Source organism: Aliirhizobium wenxiniae (assembly GCF_019511445.1).
GTDB classification, from domain to species: Bacteria; Pseudomonadota; Alphaproteobacteria; order Rhizobiales; family Rhizobiaceae; genus Neorhizobium; species Neorhizobium wenxiniae_A.
In genome coordinates this window covers 273,747-289,384 of the sequence record NZ_JAEUAN010000003.1, presented here as the reverse complement: position 1 = coordinate 289,384, position 15,638 = coordinate 273,747, and the positions used below count along the sequence as shown (strand labels likewise).

Here is a 15,638-nt window from a genome sequence, read left to right as displayed (position 1 = left end):
CGGAGCACATGAAGAAGACACCCCTCCCCACCGACCGGGGCCGAGCCACATGTCTCGTCCCGTCCTCTCGGACCCCCACAAGGGGAGGGCTTAACCCAGCCGTTTCGCCGAGCTTCAATCGAGGCAGGCGGATGCCGCAGTTTTCTCCCCCCTTGTGGGGGAGATGGCCGGCAGGCCAGAGGGGGAATTGCCAGAGATGAGAACAGACATTTGAAACGCAGGTGGAAATTCTCGATCGGTCTCGCCGCCTGCCTTTTGCTGGCAGGAGCGGCGACCCTCGGCCTCGATTGGGCCGATCGTGCCTATCCGCCGCCGCTCGAGAATACCACGGTCACATCTCGCGAAGTGCTTGATGCCGATGGCGAACTGTTGCGGGCCTTCGCGACGCCGCAAGGGCGCTGGCGGTTGAAGACTGATGTCGAGGATGTCGATCCGCGTTTTCTGGCGATGCTGATCGGCTATGAGGACCGGCGGTTTTATGAGCATGGCGGTATCGATCCACTGGCGATTGGGCGCGCGGTCTTCCAGCTTCTGAACAATGGCCGGATCGTCTCCGGTGCCTCGACGCTTTCCATGCAGGTGGCGCGGTTGATCGAACCGCGCGAGACCCGATCGTTCTCGGCAAAGTTTTTACAGCTTGCACGCGCCATCCAGATCGAACGCCGTCTCGACAAAAAGGCAATCCTCGAACTTTATCTCACCCACGCGCCCTATGGCGGCAATCTGGAAGGGGTACGGGCCGCGAGCCTCGCCTATTTCGGCAAGGAGCCGAAACGGCTGACGGTGGCGGAGGCCGCCCTTCTTGTCGCCCTGCCGCAATCGCCGGAATCCCGTCGGCCGGATCGCCATCCGCAGGCGGCGCATGCCGCACGCGAACGGGTGCTGACGCGCCCTGCGGTTGCGGAGATGACGGGCGAGGGCGAGGCCGAGCGGGCGTCGCTTGATGCGGTGCCGCGGCAAAGGCTGCAATTGCCGGCCTTGGCCGCGCATCTGGCCGAAGCCGCCATTCGTAAGCAGCCGAAGGCGGAAGAGTATCGCACGACGCTGAAACGCGGCATCCAGAGAAAACTGGAGGAGGTGGCGCGAGAGGCTTCCGCCAAGCTTGCCCCAAAGGTTTCGCTCGCGATGGTGATGGCGGATGCGAAGACTGGCGAGATCGTCGGGGAAGTCGGCTCGGCTGATTATTTCGATGCGGGACGTTCCGGCTGGATCGACATGACGCGGGTACTGCGCTCGCCGGGTTCGACGCTGAAGCCGTTCATCTATGGTCTTGCCTTCGAGCAGGGACTGGTTTCCCAGGAAACCATGATCGAGGACCGACCGGCGGATTTCTTCGGCTACCGGCCGAAGAATTTCGACATGACCTATCAGGGCGACGTGACCGTTCGTCAGGCGCTGCAATTGTCGCTCAATGTGCCTGCGGTTAGACTGCTCGATGCGGTCGGGCCGTCGCGGCTGATGATCCGGTTTCGCCGTGCCGATGTGCGCCCGGTTCTGCCGCCGAGCGAAGCGCCGGGGCTGGCGATCGGGCTTGGCGGCGTCGGTATCACGCTGAAAGATCTGGTGCAGTCTTATGCGGCGCTCGCCAATGGCGGGCAGCCGATGCGGGTCGGCAACGGTATCGACGAACAGCCGGCAGTGCTCGACAGCGAGATGCTTTTGGAGCGGCAGGCGATCTGGAATGTCACGGATATTCTTTCCGACGTGCTGCCGCCGACCGGCAGCCGGAAACTTGGGATCGCGTACAAGACCGGTACCAGCTACGGTTATCGCGATGCATGGTCGGTCGGTTATGACGGGCGCTATGTGCTCGGTGTCTGGGTCGGGCGGCCGGATAATGGCGCGGTGCCGGGAATTGCCGGTTACCAGACGGCAGCGCCGATCCTGTTCGAGGCGTTTTCGCGCTCCGGCGTACCGTTCACGCCGCATCCTTCTGCACCGCCGGGTGCGGTGCGGCTGGCGCAATCGGATCTGCCGATTGCCCAGCGACGGTTTGCGGTCACCGCAAGCGGGCTTATCCGCTCGTCATCCCGCGAGACAGCGCCGCAGATCGTCTATCCGCCGGAAGGGGCGAAAGTCGATCTCGGCGCTTCGTCGGGCGATATTTCACCGTTGGTGCTGAAACTGCAGGGCGGCCGCCCGCCGTTCCGCTGGCTCGCCAACGGCAAGCCGCTGGATGCTCTCTCACGCCGCCGCACCAACGAATGGCAACCGGAAGGGGCGGGGTTTTCGACGCTGACGGTGATCGATGCAGCGGGCAGGGCTGCGACGGTGCGGGTGTTTGTGGAGTAAGTTGAGGGATGGGGTGCGCCCCGGCCTTTCGCTTGAACTCAAGGCGTTCGTCCTGCGAAACGATTCACTGGATCGTTTCGTCGGCTTTGCCGACCAGTCCTCACCCCCTCACTTGCGATTTCTGAAACTTAGCCTTTGGCTAAGATTTCGAAATCGCTTTCTCTCCCACAAGGGGAGAGATACTGGCGCGTGCAGCGCCCGCGAGGCCCTACCTCTCCCTTGGTGGGAGAGGTTACAAAATCAGCATCTTAGCCGAAGGCGAAGTGCTAGATTTTGTTGGTGAGGGGGTATGTCACATCAAGCCGCCGAAGCAGCCTTCTTCGCCGCGATGCGGGCGCGGATCGACTCCACATCGGCCTTTGGCGTCGCCTTGAACAGGGTCTGCGTGTATTCGTGCTTCGGGTTGGAAAACACCTCGTCGCGGGTGCCGTATTCCACTGCCTCGCCGAAATACATCACCATCACCTCGTCGGCGATGTAACGCACGACGGACAAATCGTGGCTGATGAAGACATAGGTCAGGTTGAACTCGTCCTGCAGATCGGCGAGCAGGTTCAACACCTGGGCCTGAACCGAAAGGTCGAGCGCTGAAACCGGTTCGTCGAGCACGAGCAGCTTCGGGTTCATCATCAGCGCGCGGGCAATGGCGATACGCTGGCGCTGGCCGCCGGAGAACATGTGCGGATAGCGATTGTAGTGTTCCGGGCCGAGGCCGACCTTGATCAGCATTTCGGTTGCGCGGTCGCGACGGTCATTGGCCGACATGTCGGTGTTGATCGCCAGCGGTTCGCCGAGAACGTCACCGATCTTCTGGCGCGGGTTGAGCGAGCCGTAAGGGTTCTGGAAGATGATCTGCACCTTCTGGCGCATTTCCGACGTCAGGTGACCGGGGCGGGTGTCCATCTTCTTGCCATCGATGATCAGTTCACCCGATGTCGGCTCGTCGATGAAGGTGATCATGCGGGCGAGCGTGGATTTTCCGCAGCCCGATTCGCCGACGATTGCCAGCGTCTTGCCGCGTTCGAGGCTGAAGGAAACGCCCTTCACCGCATGCAGCGTCTTCTTCGGCTTCATGAAGCCGCCCGGCAGTTCGTAGTCGCGCTTGATGTCGCGGACTTCGAGCATGGTGTCGGTGGTCTTTACGTCGCTCATGCGAATGCTCCTGCGGCCGATGCTCCTGCGGAAGGTGCCGGTTCCGGGTTGCCGTCGAAGAAGGCGGACACCGTGGTCAGGCGGTCACCCGTGGCGTTTTCGGGCAGAGCCGCCAGAAGCGCCTTGGTGTAATTGCTCTTCGGGTTTTCGAACAGCGAAAGCACGTCCGCTTCCTCCATCTTGCGGCCCTTGTACTGCACGACGACGCGGTCGGCGGTTTCCGCCACAACGCCCATGTCGTGGGTGATCATGATCAGGCCCATGCCGGTGCGCGCCTGCAGGTCCATGATCAGATCGAGGATCTGCTTCTGGATCGTCACGTCGAGCGCCGTCGTCGGCTCGTCGGCAATCAGGAGCTTGGGATTACAGGCGATCGCGATGGCGATCATCACGCGCTGACACTGGCCGCCCGACATCTGGTGCGGAAAGGCGTTCATCCGCTCTTCCGGGTTGGGAAGGCCAACCTGCTTGAACAGTTCGATCGCACGCGCACGGCGCTCCTTTTTGCCCAAGCCGAGATGGATGCGCAGAACTTCCTCGATCTGGAAACCGACCGTGAAGCACGGGTTGAGGCTGGCGATCGGCTCCTGGAATATCATGGCGATATCCTTGCCGATCAGCTTGCGCCGCTCGGTGCCGGAGAGGCTCTGGATATCCTTGCCTTCAAACAGCATGCGGTCAGCGGTGATCTTTGCCGTGTCCGGCAGCAACCCCATCACGGCCAGCATGGAGACCGACTTGCCGGAGCCGGATTCCCCGACGATGGCGAGCACTTCGGCCTTGTCGACGGAAACCGAGACGCCGTCGACGGCGCGGAACCAGCCGGTCGAGGTTTCGAATTCGACGGTGAGATTATCGATTTGCAGAAGCGACATGATCAGGACCTCTTCAGCTTCGGATCAAGCGCATCGCGCAGGCCGTCGCCCATCAGGTTGATGGCAAGAACGGTGATGAGGATTGCAAGGCCCGGGAAGGTGACGACCCACCAGGCGCGCAGGATGAATTCGCGGGCTTCGGCCAGCATCGTGCCCCATTCCGGAGACGGCGGCTGCACGCCCATGCCGAGGAAGCCGAGAGCGGCGAGATCGAGAATGGCGTTGGAGAACGACATCGTCGCCTGAACGATCAGCGGTGCGGTGCAGTTCGGCAGGATGGTGCGGAACATCAGGCGCAGCGGGCTTGCACCGGCAATGCGGGCAGCCGTTACATAGTCACGGGACTTTTCGGCCATCACGGCAGCGCGGGTCAGGCGCACGAAATGCGGCTGCAGCGTCACGGCAATGGCGATCATCGCACTGTTGAGACCGGCACCGAGAATGGTGACGAGCACCAGTGCGAGAAGCAGCGACGGGATGGCCAGGATCATGTCCATCAGGCGCATGATGATCGTATCGACCCAGCCGCGATAATAACCGGCGATGACGCCGACGATGATGCCGGCGGCCAGCGACAGCGTGGTGACGACCAGACCGACGAACAGCGAATATTGTGCGCCGTAGATCAGGCGCGAAAGAATATCGCGGCCGATCGGATCGGTGCCGAGGACAAAGGTCCAGCTACCGCCTTCGACCCATGCTGGTGGCTTCAGCACGGCATCGCGGTATTGTTCGAACGGCGAATGCGGCGCGATCAGAGACGCGAAGATCGCAACGAGGACAAGGGCTACGAAAACGTAGAGGCCGATGACGGCGCCGCGGTTTTCGGAAAAGTAGAACCAGAACTCCTTGAGCATCTGGCGTCGCATTTGGGCTGAGGAGACAGGCTCCGCAGCCTTTGCAGTAAGAGTGGCGTCGGCCATGGGATTTTGCTCCTTCTTAGTGGCGAATACGCGGGTTGACGAGACCATAGAGCAGGTCGACGATCAGGTTGACGGTCATGATGATCGCAGCGATCAGCAGAAGGCCACCCTGGATGACGGCATAGTCACGACGGAACACGCTATCGAGGATCCACTTGCCGATGCCCGGCCAGGAGAAGATCGTTTCAGTCAGGATGGCGCCGGCCAGCATGACGCCGACCTGTAGGCCAACGGTGGTGACGACCGGGATCATGGCATTGCGCAGCGCATGCACGCCGATGACGCGGAACGGCGACAGGCCCTTCGCGCGGGCGGTGCGGACATAATCTTCCGACAGCACTTCCAGCATGGCCGAACGCGTCTGGCGGGCGATGACGGCCAAGGGAATGGTGGAGAGCACGATCGACGGCAGCGCCAGATGGCTGAGCGCCGAGGCGAACGCGCCCTTCTGGCCCGAGATCAGGCTATCGATCAGCATGAAGCCGGTGACCTGCGGGAAATAGAACATCAGCGAGATGCGGCCGGTCACCGGGAACCATTGCAGGATGCCGGAGAACAGGATGATGAGAAGCAGGCCCCACCAGAAGATCGGCATAGAATAACCGACAAGCGCGATGCCCATAAGACCCTGATCGAAGATCGACCCGCGCTTTACGGCGGCGATGATGCCGGCCGGAATGCCGAGCGCGACGGCGATGATGATGGCACAGAAGGACAGTTCGACCGTCGCCGGAAACAGCGTCAGGAACTGGTCGAGAACCGGCTTCTTGGAGACGATCGAAGTGCCGAAGTCGCCGGTCAGAACGCCGCCGAGATAATCGAAATACTGGATGACCATCGGCCGGTCCATGCCGAGCTGCGCGGAAATTTGCGCGTGGCGCTCCGGAGACATGACGCGCTCACCCGAGAGGAGCGCGACCGGATCGCCCGGCAGAAGCCGGATGAAGGAGAAAGCGATGATGGAGACCCCGATGAAAGTCGGGATCAGGACGGCGAGGCGCCGCAGAAGGAAGCCAAACATTTTAAGCCTTTGCGGAAAAGGAGCGGGCCGGTTCCATGGATTTTGTCAAGCCACAGACCCGGTCATAACGGCGTCACCGCCATATTTTTAGGCATCTCATAAGAAAATGCCGCGGGAAACGCAACGCGTCCCGCGGCAAAAAGTTGTGATGGCGCCTGATTACTCGGCGATATCGACTGCTTCGAAGGTGAAGTCGCCGAGCGGGCTCTGGGTGAAGCCGGTTACGCCCTTACGCATCGGAACAACCGACAGGGAGTGGTCGAGGGTTGCCCAGGGGGCTTCCTTCTTGAAGATGACCTGCGCCTGCTCATAGAGCTTGGTGCGTTCAGCCTGGTCAGAAGTCGACTTGGCCTTCTTCACGAGAGCGTCGAATTCCTGGTTGCACCACTGCGCACGGTTGTTGCCGCCGACGGCATCGCAGCCGAGCAGGGTGTCGAGGAAGTTGTCCGGGTCGCCGTTGTCGCCGGTCCAGCCGAGGATGGCGGCACCGTCACGGTTCTTGTCCTTCGAACGGGACAGGTATTCAGCCCATTCGTAGGAAACGATCTCGACCTTGACGCCGATCTTGGCGAAATCGTCCTGCATGATTTCAGCAGCACGACGTGCGTTGAGCATGTACGGACGCGAAACCGGCATTGCCCAAATCTTCATGGACAGATCCTTGACGCCTGCGTCGGCCAGCATCTTCTTGGCGGCGTCGAGGTCGTAGGTGTCGTCTTTGGTCTCGTTGTTATAGGACCACATGGTCGGCGGAATCGGGTTGGTTGCCGGAGTTGCCATGCCCTGGAAGACGGCGTCGACGATGGCTTTCTTGTTGATCGCCTTGTTCAGCGCGATACGAACTTCCGGCTTGTCGAACGGAGCCTGGGTCGTGTTGTAGGCGAGGTAGGCGATGTTGAGGCCTTCCTGCTCCAGAACTTCCAGGTTCGGGTCCGACTTCATCGATTCAACGTCGGCAGCGTTCGGGTAAGGCATCAGGTGGCATTCGCCGGCCTTGAGCTTCTGGTAACGAACGGCAGCGTCGGTGGTGATTGCGAAGACGAGATCGTCGATCTTCGGAGCGCCACCCCAGTAGTCGGCGTTCTTCTTGTAGCGGATGATCGCATCCTGCTGGTAAGCGACGAAGGTGAACGGACCGGTGCCGACCGGCTGCTGGTTCAGCTGTTCCTTGGTGCCGGCTTTTTCGAGGCTGTCTGCATATTCCTTCGACAGGATCGAAGCAAACGGCATGGCGATGTTGGCCAGGAACGGTGCTTCCGGACGGTTGAGCGTGATCTTGACCGTCAGGTCATCGACCTTTTCGATCGACTTGATCAGCTTCGGGAAGCCCATGCCTTCGGCATATTCCCAGGTGCCGCCGGTGATGTACTTGTTCCAGGCGTTCTTTTCGTCGATCTGACGGCCGAGCGAGAAGATGACGTCGTCAGCATTGAAGTCGCGGGTCGGGGTGAAGTAGTCCGTGGTCTGGAACTTGACGCCCTTGCGCAGCTTGAAGGTGTAGACGGTGCCGTCAGAAGAAATGTCCCAGCTCTCGGCGAGACCAGCTTCCGGCTGCGTCGTGCCCGGCTTGAACTCGAGCAGGCGGCTGTAGATCGGGTGGCCCGAAGCATCGAAGGTCGTGCCGGCGGTGTAGAGGCCCGGATCGAAGCCTTCCGGAGAACCTTCGGAGCAATATACGAAGGTCTTGGCGCTGGCTGCGCCTGCAAAGAACGTTGCGGACAGAAGCGCTGCCGCTGCGAGAGTAAGTGTACGTTTCATCGATTAGTCTCCCTACCTATGCCGGCTCTGCCAGCATGGTTGATTTCCCTGATTATGATGCGTTTTGCCGCATCTTTTTGCCAAGTCCTGTGTTCGTCACCTCCTGACCGGCAGGTCTTCACGCTTGCCGGTCGAAACTTATGTCCCCATCTCGGGTGAAACTGCAGGATCATGCGGTCGTCATGCCTTTCGACGGTCTAAGGAATAATCTTCCATATCGACTGCGAAATGCAGAACATCATGCTTGGCCTTTGCGCATTCACTCCATATTTGTTTTGCGGTGAAGCATTACTCGCTCAGCGTGTCTGCTTCCCGTGGCGCGCGAGAATAGCGATTATCGACCGGTTGTCGAGACGGTAAGATTTAGGTTTGGATCACAACTGCGATGCTGCTGCCCAATTGATGCGCATAGCCTTAATTCTTTGCATTATGCGTTGCGCTCGCGGCGGAAAGGGATAGGTATGCAGTGACTGCATTCCATATCCAAAATTCAAGGCGGCTGTTTATGACAGAAGGCAATTCGAACCTCCCTCTCGTCTGGGATCTCGTGGACCGTAAGACGGAAGTGTTTACGGAGTTGGCGAACCAGGTCTGGGAGACGCCCGAAACCTGCTACATGGAGACCCAGTCCGCCGCCGCCCATCGCGAGATGCTGGAAGCGCAGGGGTTCCGGATCACCGATGCCGTTGCCAAGATCCCGACCGCCGTCATGGGCGAGGCAGGCAGTGGCGGTCCGGTCATCGCTTTCCTCGGTGAATATGATGCGCTTGCCGGTCTCAGCCAGAAGGCGGATGCGACGGAGCATGATCCGCTTATCGCAGGAGCCAACGGCCATGGCTGCGGGCACAACCTGCTCGGTTCGGCATCGATGCTTGCCGCAACCGCGCTCAAGGACTGGCTCGAAAAAACGGGCACGCCCGGCCGCGTTCGCTATTACGGCTGCCCGGCGGAAGAGGGTGGTGCCGCCAAGGCCTTCATGGTGCGCGACGGCGCGTTTTCCGATGTCGATATCGCCATCAGCTGGCATCCGAGCAATTTTGCCGGCGTCCAGCGCGAGACGTCGCTTGCCAATTGCCGCATCGACTTCACCTTTACCGGCCGTGCCGCCCATGCCGCCGCCGTGCCGGAACTGGGGCGCAGCGCACTCGATGCCGTCGAACTGATGAGTGTCGGTGTCAATTATATGCGCGAGCATATGCCGTCCGAATGCCGCATCCATTATGCGGTTCTCGATACGGGCGGCATCTCGCCGAACGTCGTTCAGGCGCATGCGAAGGTTCGCTATGTCGTGCGCGCCGCTGACCTTTCCGGCCTCTTTGCGCTCATTGAGCGGGTGAAGAAGGTTGCCGAGGGTGCCGCGCTGATGACCGAAACCAAAGTGGAAGCCGTCACGCTTGCCGGCGTTTCCAACCTCGTGGTCAACACGCCGCTGATGGATGTGATGCAGGATATCTGGGAGAGCATGGGGCCGCCGGCCTTCGATGCCGAGGATGTTGCATTTGCAGAAAAAATCCGCGCCACGCTGACGCCCGAGGATGTTGCGGCCAGCTGGGCGCAGGAGCGTCTCGAGCAGCGGGATATCCCGCTTGCCGATTTCATTCTGCCTGCCCATAACGAGCTTCGCCAGATGGGCGGATCTACCGATGTGGGCGATGTCAGCTGGGTCGTGCCGACCGTTCAAGCCTATGGCGCGACGCTCGCCATCGGCACGCAGCTGCATACCTGGCAGGTGGTTGCGCAGGGCAAGAGTGCGCTCGCCCACAAGGGCATGGCTTCCGTTGCAAAGGTGATGGCGGCCACGGGGCTTGCGGCGATGACCAGCGAGCAGCTGCGCGAAGCCGCATGGGCCGATCTGAAGCGCCGGCACAAGGGGCAGGAATACAAGAGCCCGATTCCGGCTGAAGCAGAGCCGCCGATCGCAGCCATGTCGGTGCGCTGATCGCACCCATGAAATTTAGTCATGAGCCCGTCAATTATTTTAAACGGCGGGCTCGACCAAATCGCGTTTAAGGACTGGAAATCCGCTTAATTCCTCTTATGAATTTCCTATTCGCGTTCGTGCGAGAGGAGAACAGCCCGTGACGATCCAGCCCAATTCCATCGAGGCCCGTGACAAGGCCTACCATCTGCATTCCTACACGAACGCACGGGCGCTGGAGCGCGACGGCGCGCTGGTGATCGAGCGCGGCGAAGGCATCCATGTCTACGATAATGCCGGCAAGCAATATATCGAGGGCATGGCGGGGCTCTGGAGCGTCGGCGTCGGTTTCGGTGAAAGCCGTCTGGTCGAGGCTGCCACAAAGCAGATGGCCAAGCTGCCTTACTACCACACGTTCACAGCGCGCACGCACAGCCCTTCCGTCGAGCTTGCCGAAAAGCTTATCGAGATCGCGCCGGTGCCGATGTCGAAAGCCTATTTCACCAATTCGGGTTCGGAAGCCAATGATACGGCGATGAAGATCGTCTGGTACCGATCGAATGCGCTCGGAAAGCCGGACAAGAAGAAGATCATTTCCCGCACCAAGGGCTATCATGGCGTCACCATCGCCTCGGCCAGCCTGACCGGCCTGCCGAACAATCACCGCTCCTTCGACCTGCCGATCGCGCGCGTGCTGCACACGAGCTGCCCGCATTACCGCGCCTTCAAGACCGAGGGTGAGACCGAGGCGCAGTTCGTCGAGCGTTGCGCCAAGGATCTGGAGGACCTGATCCTCAAGGAAGGTCCCGATACGGTTGCCGCCTTTATCGGCGAGCCGGTGATGGGGGCGGGCGGCGTCATCGTGCCGCCGACCGGTTACTGGGAAGCGATCCAGAAGGTTCTGAAAAAATACGATGTCCTGTTCATCGCCGACGAAGTGATCTGCGGTTTCGGTCGCACGGGCGAGATGTTCGGCACGACGACCTATGCGCTGCAGCCCGACATGATGACATTGTCGAAGCAGATCTCGTCTTCCTATCAGCCAATCTCGGCGCTTTTGATCAATGAGAATGTCTATCAGCCGCTGGCGGATGAATCGGCGAAGATCGGCACATTCGGCCATGGCGTCACCGCTGCCGGCCATCCGGTTGCCGCTGCCGTTGCGCTGGAAAACATCAAAATCATCGAGGAACGCGATCTTGTCGGCAATGTCAGGTCGCTCAGCCCGAAATTCCTGGCGCGGTTGAAGTCGATCGCTGACCATCCTTTGGTCATCGAACACCGCGGCGTCGGCCTGATCGGCGCTTTCGAGCTTGCGCCGCGCGAAGGCTTTGCCGCCGGACAGCTCGGGCCGAAACTGTTCGGATATCTGATGGACGAGGGCGTCATCAGCCGCGCGATCGGCGATTCGATCGCGTTTTGCCCGCCGATGATCATCACCGACGAGCAGGTCGACGACATGTTCGACAAGGTGGAGCGCGGGCTTGAAACGTTCGCTAGGGAGCTTTCGGCGTAAGCCGCTGATTTCTCCAATTGTCTGGCCGCATTGCCTAGCTTCATGGCGTCCCTATATTGGACGCCATGATCTCGCTTTTCGACGCCTATTGGCCGCACATCCTGTTCATTATCTCGGTGGTGGCCGGCGCGTCTGCGGCCATTCATGCGACCATGACCAAGGAGGAGGTCCGCTCAGCGGTCGGCTGGGTCGGCGTGATCCTGCTGTCGCCCATCGTCGGCGCCGCATTCTATATGATCGCCGGCGTCAATCGGATCCGTCGCAATGTCATCGGTGATCGTCGCTCGCTGTTGCAAGGAGCCGAGCGTTTCGATTTCGCTTCCTATGATGCGACCGACGATCAGGTGATCGAGGATTTCGGCTACCGGTTCCGGGCGATGAAGACGCTCGGTGATCGTGTCACCCGGCATCATCTGACGACCGGCAATGCGATTTCGGCTTTCGACAATGGCGATGCCGCCTATGGCGCGATGATCGAGGAGATAGGGCGGGCGAGCCGTTCCATCCTGCTTGAAACCTATATTTTCGACAGGGACCGGATCGGCGCGCGGTTCATCGAGGCGTTGAGTGCGGCGGCGCGGCGCGGCGTCGAGGTCCGGGTGCTGATCGATGCGGTCGGTGCGCGGTATTCGGTGCCTAGCGTGCTCGGCATGCTGCGTGAGGGCGGCGTCACCGTCGATGTGTTCAACGGCAATGTCATTACCGGCCTGCGCCTGCCCTATGCGAACCTGCGCACTCACCGCAAGATCATGGTTATCGATGGCAGAACAGCCTTTACCGGCGGCATGAATATCCGCGAAGGGTTCTCCTGCGAATTCAGCGGTGAAAAATCCGCCGCCGACACGCATTTCAGGGTAACCGGCCCGGTCGTCGCCGATCTATTGGCGATTTCGGCGGCGGACTGGGAATTCTCGACAGGCGAGAAACTGGAGGGCGAGGCCTGGAAGGTGCCGACCCCCGATGCTGAGCCCGGTTCGCCAACGATAATGCGTACCGTCTCTTCCGGTCCGGATCGCAGCGTCGAGACGAACCAGAAGATGCTGATGGGTGCTTTTTCCATCGCCCGGTCCTCGATCAAGATCGTCTCTCCCTATTTCCTGCCCGACCGGGAACTGATTACGGCACTGATCACGGCGGCGCGGCGCGGCGTGGTGGTCGATATCGTCGTGCCGAGCGCCAACAACCTGAAACTCGTCGATCTCGCCATGACGGCGCAATTCGACCAGATGCTGAAAAACTACTGCCGTATCTGGCGGGCAACGGGGCCGTTCAATCATTCCAAGTTGATGGCGATCGATGGCTGCTGGGCCTATGTCGGATCCTCGAATATCGACCCGCGGTCGCTGCGGCTGAATTTCGAAGTCGATCTTGAAGTTTTCGATCGCGGATTTGCGCAAGCCTTGGAACGAAGGATCGATCTGGCTATTTCCTCTGCGGAAGAGGTGACGCTGCATGGTCTTCGTTCACGACCATTTGCAAAACGTCTGCTTGAACGGGTGCTCTGGTTGGGGTCACCCTATCTGTGATTTCTACCGGTCGGCGTGATCTGCGTCGGTGTAAACTGAAGAACGACGACGATGCATGAGAAACGTACAACCCTGCCGGCCAGCATCATAGCGTCGATCCGCGCCCACAAGACGCGCGGAAACGGCATGCATTCCGCCCATGATCCGGCAACCGGCCTGCTCGTCGCATCCTATAACGTGCACAAATGCGTCGGGGTTGACGGCAGGTTCGATCCGGGCCGGATCGCCCAGGTGATCCGCGAGATCGGCGCCGATATCATTGCGCTGCAGGAGGCGGATACGCGCTTCGGTGAACGCCGCGGGCTTCTCGATCTTGCCTGGATGGAGCGGGAAACGGGGCTTTTCCCGGTGCCGGTCTCCGGTGTTGCCCGTGCGCATGGCTGGCACGGCAATGTCGTGTTTTTCCGCGAAGGCGTGGTGCGGGATGTGCACCAGGTGAAGTTGCCGGGGCTGGAGCCGCGCGGCGCGCTGATGGCGGAACTCGACCTTGCAGGCGGAAATACGTTTCGGGTGATTGCCGCGCATCTCGGCCTGCTCAACCGGTCCCGCCAGCAGCAGGCGCGAATGATCCTCGATATTCTCCGCGCCCGCGAAGAGCACCCGACCGTGCTGATGGGCGATCTCAACGAATGGCGGCTTGGCGATCGTTCGTCGCTCAACACGCTGGCAACGGTATTCGGCCTGCCATCGGCCGTGCCGAGTTTTCCATCACGACTGCCGGTGCTGGCGCTGGACCGTATCATGGCCAACCGGCCGGGCTTGATCGATCGTGTCGAAACCCATGATACGCCGCTTTCCCGGCGGGCATCGGACCATCTGCCGATCAAGGCAGTGGTGAAGATCGGTGCGAGGCTTGCACGTTGAAATTGGCTTGCTGAATTGACTGGGTGACAATCTTCCCGGCGACCTTCGCTTTACGCGGGTCCGAGCCGATAATAGGCTTTTGTCATTCACCTACCGCAGCCTTTCCGAGCAAGGATTTCCATGACCGATATTGCCATGATCGAAGCCGCCCGAGCCCGTCTCGACGGCCATGCCCGTCGCACGCCCCTGCTTTCCTCGCCCTTCCTCGACAAGATCGCCGGACGCCGGATTTTCGTCAAACCCGAATGCCTGCAGCATACGGGCTCGTTCAAGTTTCGCGGTGCATGGTCGGCAATTTCGGGGCTTGCGCCGGAGGTTCGTGCGAAGGGCGTGATCGCATTTTCTTCCGGCAATCATGCGCAGGGCGTGGCGCTTGCCGCAAAGCTGCATGGCATTCCGGCGGTCATCATCATGCCGTCCGATGCACCGCGCATCAAGATCGAGAATACCCGTGCCTATGGCGCTGAAGTGGTGCTTTTCGATCGCGCGACCGATGATCGCGATGCGATCGGCGCACGGCTTTCGGCCGAGCGCGACCTGACGCTGGTCCGGCCGTTCGATGAACCGCTGGTGATCGCGGGGCAGGGAACGGCGGGTCTCGAAATCGCCGAACAGGCGGCTGAATTGGGGATCGAAAAGGCCGATGTTCTCGTGCCCACAGGCGGCGGCGGTTTTATTTCCGGCGTGTCTCTGGCGCTTGCGGCCAAGGCGCCCGGCTTTATCGTCCACCCTTGCGAGCCGGAAGGGTTCGATGACGTCACGCGTTCGCTGGCATCCGGCACGATAGAGAAGAACGCCAGGCAATCAGGTTCGCTTTGCGATGCGATCATCACGCCGCAGCCGGGAAACATCACTTTCCCGATCATGTCAAAACTTTGCGGCGCAGGGCTTGTCGTCACTGAAGCCGAGGCATTGAAGGCGATGGCGCTTGCCTTCAGCCGGTTGAAGATCGTCGTCGAGCCGGGTGGTGCCGTGGCGCTTGCGGCAGCGCTTTTCCACGGTGAGGCGCTTGGTGACACCGTGATTGCGGTCTGCTCGGGCGGCAATGTCGATGGCGACATCTTTCGCATGGCGCTGGAGCGGAACCCGGATTGAGGCGACAAAAAGGCGCAGTCGGGAACCGTGGGGCATAATAAACCGTTAACGCCACAATACAGGCATTAACGGAAAAGGATTTTCCAATCCGCTCGTTCTGCTTGGAACTTTATCTCTACCAAGTTGATAGGGATAAGGTAGCATCAGTCATCACCCGGAGAATGGTGGCTTAAGAAAAGCTGGAGGAAGATCATGCGGCATTCGACTGTTCAGACACGATCGCTTTCCCACCGCCACACGGTTCACGGCAGTTGGCAGACTGTTACGCATCTGGCACTCGCCGTGGCGGCTTTCGCCTTCGTCGGCGCGGTTACACTCGGAATTTTCTAAGACATTCCTCTTGTCATCCCGGGGCTCTGCCTGGGATGACAATCAGGCTGCAAGTAGCCGCGGCGGTATCCGAAGCTCCGTACAAAGCAGGAGTATTTCGGCAGGCCTGTATTCTTCCCCGCGAACCTATTGGCGCCGGGGATGAAAATAGCAATTGCTGCAAAAATCGCTCTTTGCGATCAAGTCTTTGCCGAAAACACCTTCCCCTATCATCCACGCCTCGATGTTTCGCCGTAACCTGATCCCGTCATCGAGCATGGGGCCGGGTCGCGAACCGGACGCCTACGGAGCAAGATCCGGCGCGAGATTATGGTCGTCATGCGGGAAGTGATGCCGTCAGGGCAAAACCTCCACCGGAAGGCAAAAGC

The 15,638-nt window shown here is 60.4% G+C and carries 12 protein-coding genes; 7 read left to right on the top strand and 5 right to left on the bottom strand.

Annotation, left to right across the window (positions count from 1 at the left end):
* Positions 1–210: 210 nt before the first annotated feature.
* Positions 211–2,292 carry a penicillin-binding protein 1C gene (gene pbpC, locus JNB91_RS05490; protein ID WP_220324511.1) on the top strand — a complete coding sequence of 694 codons (2,082 nt, stop codon included), beginning with the start codon at positions 211–213 and terminating at the stop codon, positions 2,290–2,292.
* Positions 2,293–2,589: 297 nt separating this feature from the next.
* Here the strand turns inward: pbpC and JNB91_RS05485 are convergent, their stop codons facing one another.
* From JNB91_RS05485 to JNB91_RS05465, 5 genes are all read right to left on the bottom strand, one after another.
* Positions 2,590–3,444: an ABC transporter ATP-binding protein gene (locus JNB91_RS05485; protein ID WP_220324510.1), complete on the bottom strand. Its 855-nt coding sequence runs from the start codon at positions 3,442–3,444 to the stop codon at positions 2,590–2,592.
* Positions 3,441–4,319 carry an ABC transporter ATP-binding protein gene (locus tag JNB91_RS05480; RefSeq protein ID WP_220324509.1) on the bottom strand — a complete coding sequence of 293 codons (879 nt, stop codon included), beginning with the start codon at positions 4,317–4,319 and terminating at the stop codon, positions 3,441–3,443. The genes JNB91_RS05485 and JNB91_RS05480 overlap by 4 nt, the downstream gene beginning before the upstream one ends.
* 2 nt (positions 4,320–4,321) lie before the next feature.
* Complete coding sequence (locus JNB91_RS05475; protein WP_220324508.1) at positions 4,322–5,242, bottom strand: ABC transporter permease subunit; 921 nt, start codon at positions 5,240–5,242, stop codon at positions 4,322–4,324.
* 16 nt (positions 5,243–5,258) lie between these two features.
* Positions 5,259–6,263, bottom strand: coding sequence for an ABC transporter permease subunit (locus tag JNB91_RS05470; protein WP_220324507.1), 1,005 nt, complete (start codon positions 6,261–6,263; stop codon positions 5,259–5,261).
* 159 nt (positions 6,264–6,422) lie between these two features.
* The gene (locus JNB91_RS05465) at positions 6,423–8,021 is read right to left on the bottom strand and encodes an ABC transporter substrate-binding protein (protein WP_220324506.1); all 1,599 of its coding nucleotides are present in this window, start codon (positions 8,019–8,021) and stop codon (positions 6,423–6,425) included.
* 505 nt (positions 8,022–8,526) lie between these two features.
* Between JNB91_RS05465 and JNB91_RS05460 the strand changes: the two genes are divergently transcribed.
* The 6 genes from JNB91_RS05460 (at position 8,527) to JNB91_RS05435 (ending at position 15,270) form a co-directional block, all read left to right on the top strand.
* Positions 8,527–9,960 (top strand): M20 family metallopeptidase, encoded by a 1,434-nt coding sequence (locus JNB91_RS05460; protein ID WP_220324505.1) that lies wholly within the window; start codon positions 8,527–8,529, stop codon positions 9,958–9,960.
* A gap of 139 nt (positions 9,961–10,099) precedes the next feature.
* The gene (locus JNB91_RS05455) at positions 10,100–11,455 is read left to right on the top strand and encodes an aspartate aminotransferase family protein (protein ID WP_220324504.1); all 1,356 of its coding nucleotides are present in this window, start codon (positions 10,100–10,102) and stop codon (positions 11,453–11,455) included.
* Between the two features lie 65 nt (positions 11,456–11,520).
* Positions 11,521–12,981: a phospholipase D-like domain-containing protein gene (locus JNB91_RS05450; protein ID WP_220324503.1), complete on the top strand. Its 1,461-nt coding sequence runs from the start codon at positions 11,521–11,523 to the stop codon at positions 12,979–12,981.
* 51 nt (positions 12,982–13,032) lie between these two features.
* Positions 13,033–13,845 (top strand): endonuclease/exonuclease/phosphatase family protein, encoded by an 813-nt coding sequence (locus JNB91_RS05445; RefSeq protein WP_220324502.1) that lies wholly within the window; start codon positions 13,033–13,035, stop codon positions 13,843–13,845.
* 120 nt (positions 13,846–13,965) lie between these two features.
* On the top strand, positions 13,966–14,940 hold the full coding sequence (locus JNB91_RS05440) for a threonine ammonia-lyase (RefSeq protein WP_220324501.1): 975 nt from the start codon (positions 13,966–13,968) through the stop codon (positions 14,938–14,940).
* Positions 14,941–15,132: 192 nt separating this feature from the next.
* Positions 15,133–15,270: a hypothetical protein gene (locus JNB91_RS05435; protein WP_220324500.1), complete on the top strand. Its 138-nt coding sequence runs from the start codon at positions 15,133–15,135 to the stop codon at positions 15,268–15,270.
* Positions 15,271–15,638: the final 368 nt, after the last annotated feature.

Coding starts and splice junctions, on each gene's coding strand:
- JNB91_RS05450 (WP_220324503.1), top strand. CDS start 11,521: ATGATCTCGCTTTTCGACGCCTATTGGCCGCACATCCTGTTCATTATC.
- JNB91_RS05470 (WP_220324507.1), bottom strand. CDS start 6,263: ATGTTTGGCTTCCTTCTGCGGCGCCTCGCCGTCCTGATCCCGACTTTC.
- JNB91_RS05445 (WP_220324502.1), top strand. CDS start 13,033: ATGCATGAGAAACGTACAACCCTGCCGGCCAGCATCATAGCGTCGATC.
- JNB91_RS05485 (WP_220324510.1), bottom strand. CDS start 3,444: ATGAGCGACGTAAAGACCACCGACACCATGCTCGAAGTCCGCGACATC.
- JNB91_RS05465 (WP_220324506.1), bottom strand. CDS start 8,021: ATGAAACGTACACTTACTCTCGCAGCGGCAGCGCTTCTGTCCGCAACG.
- JNB91_RS05440 (WP_220324501.1), top strand. CDS start 13,966: ATGACCGATATTGCCATGATCGAAGCCGCCCGAGCCCGTCTCGACGGC.
- JNB91_RS05475 (WP_220324508.1), bottom strand. CDS start 5,242: ATGGCCGACGCCACTCTTACTGCAAAGGCTGCGGAGCCTGTCTCCTCA.
- JNB91_RS05480 (WP_220324509.1), bottom strand. CDS start 4,319: ATGTCGCTTCTGCAAATCGATAATCTCACCGTCGAATTCGAAACCTCG.
- JNB91_RS05435 (WP_220324500.1), top strand. CDS start 15,133: ATGCGGCATTCGACTGTTCAGACACGATCGCTTTCCCACCGCCACACG.
- JNB91_RS05460 (WP_220324505.1), top strand. CDS start 8,527: ATGACAGAAGGCAATTCGAACCTCCCTCTCGTCTGGGATCTCGTGGAC.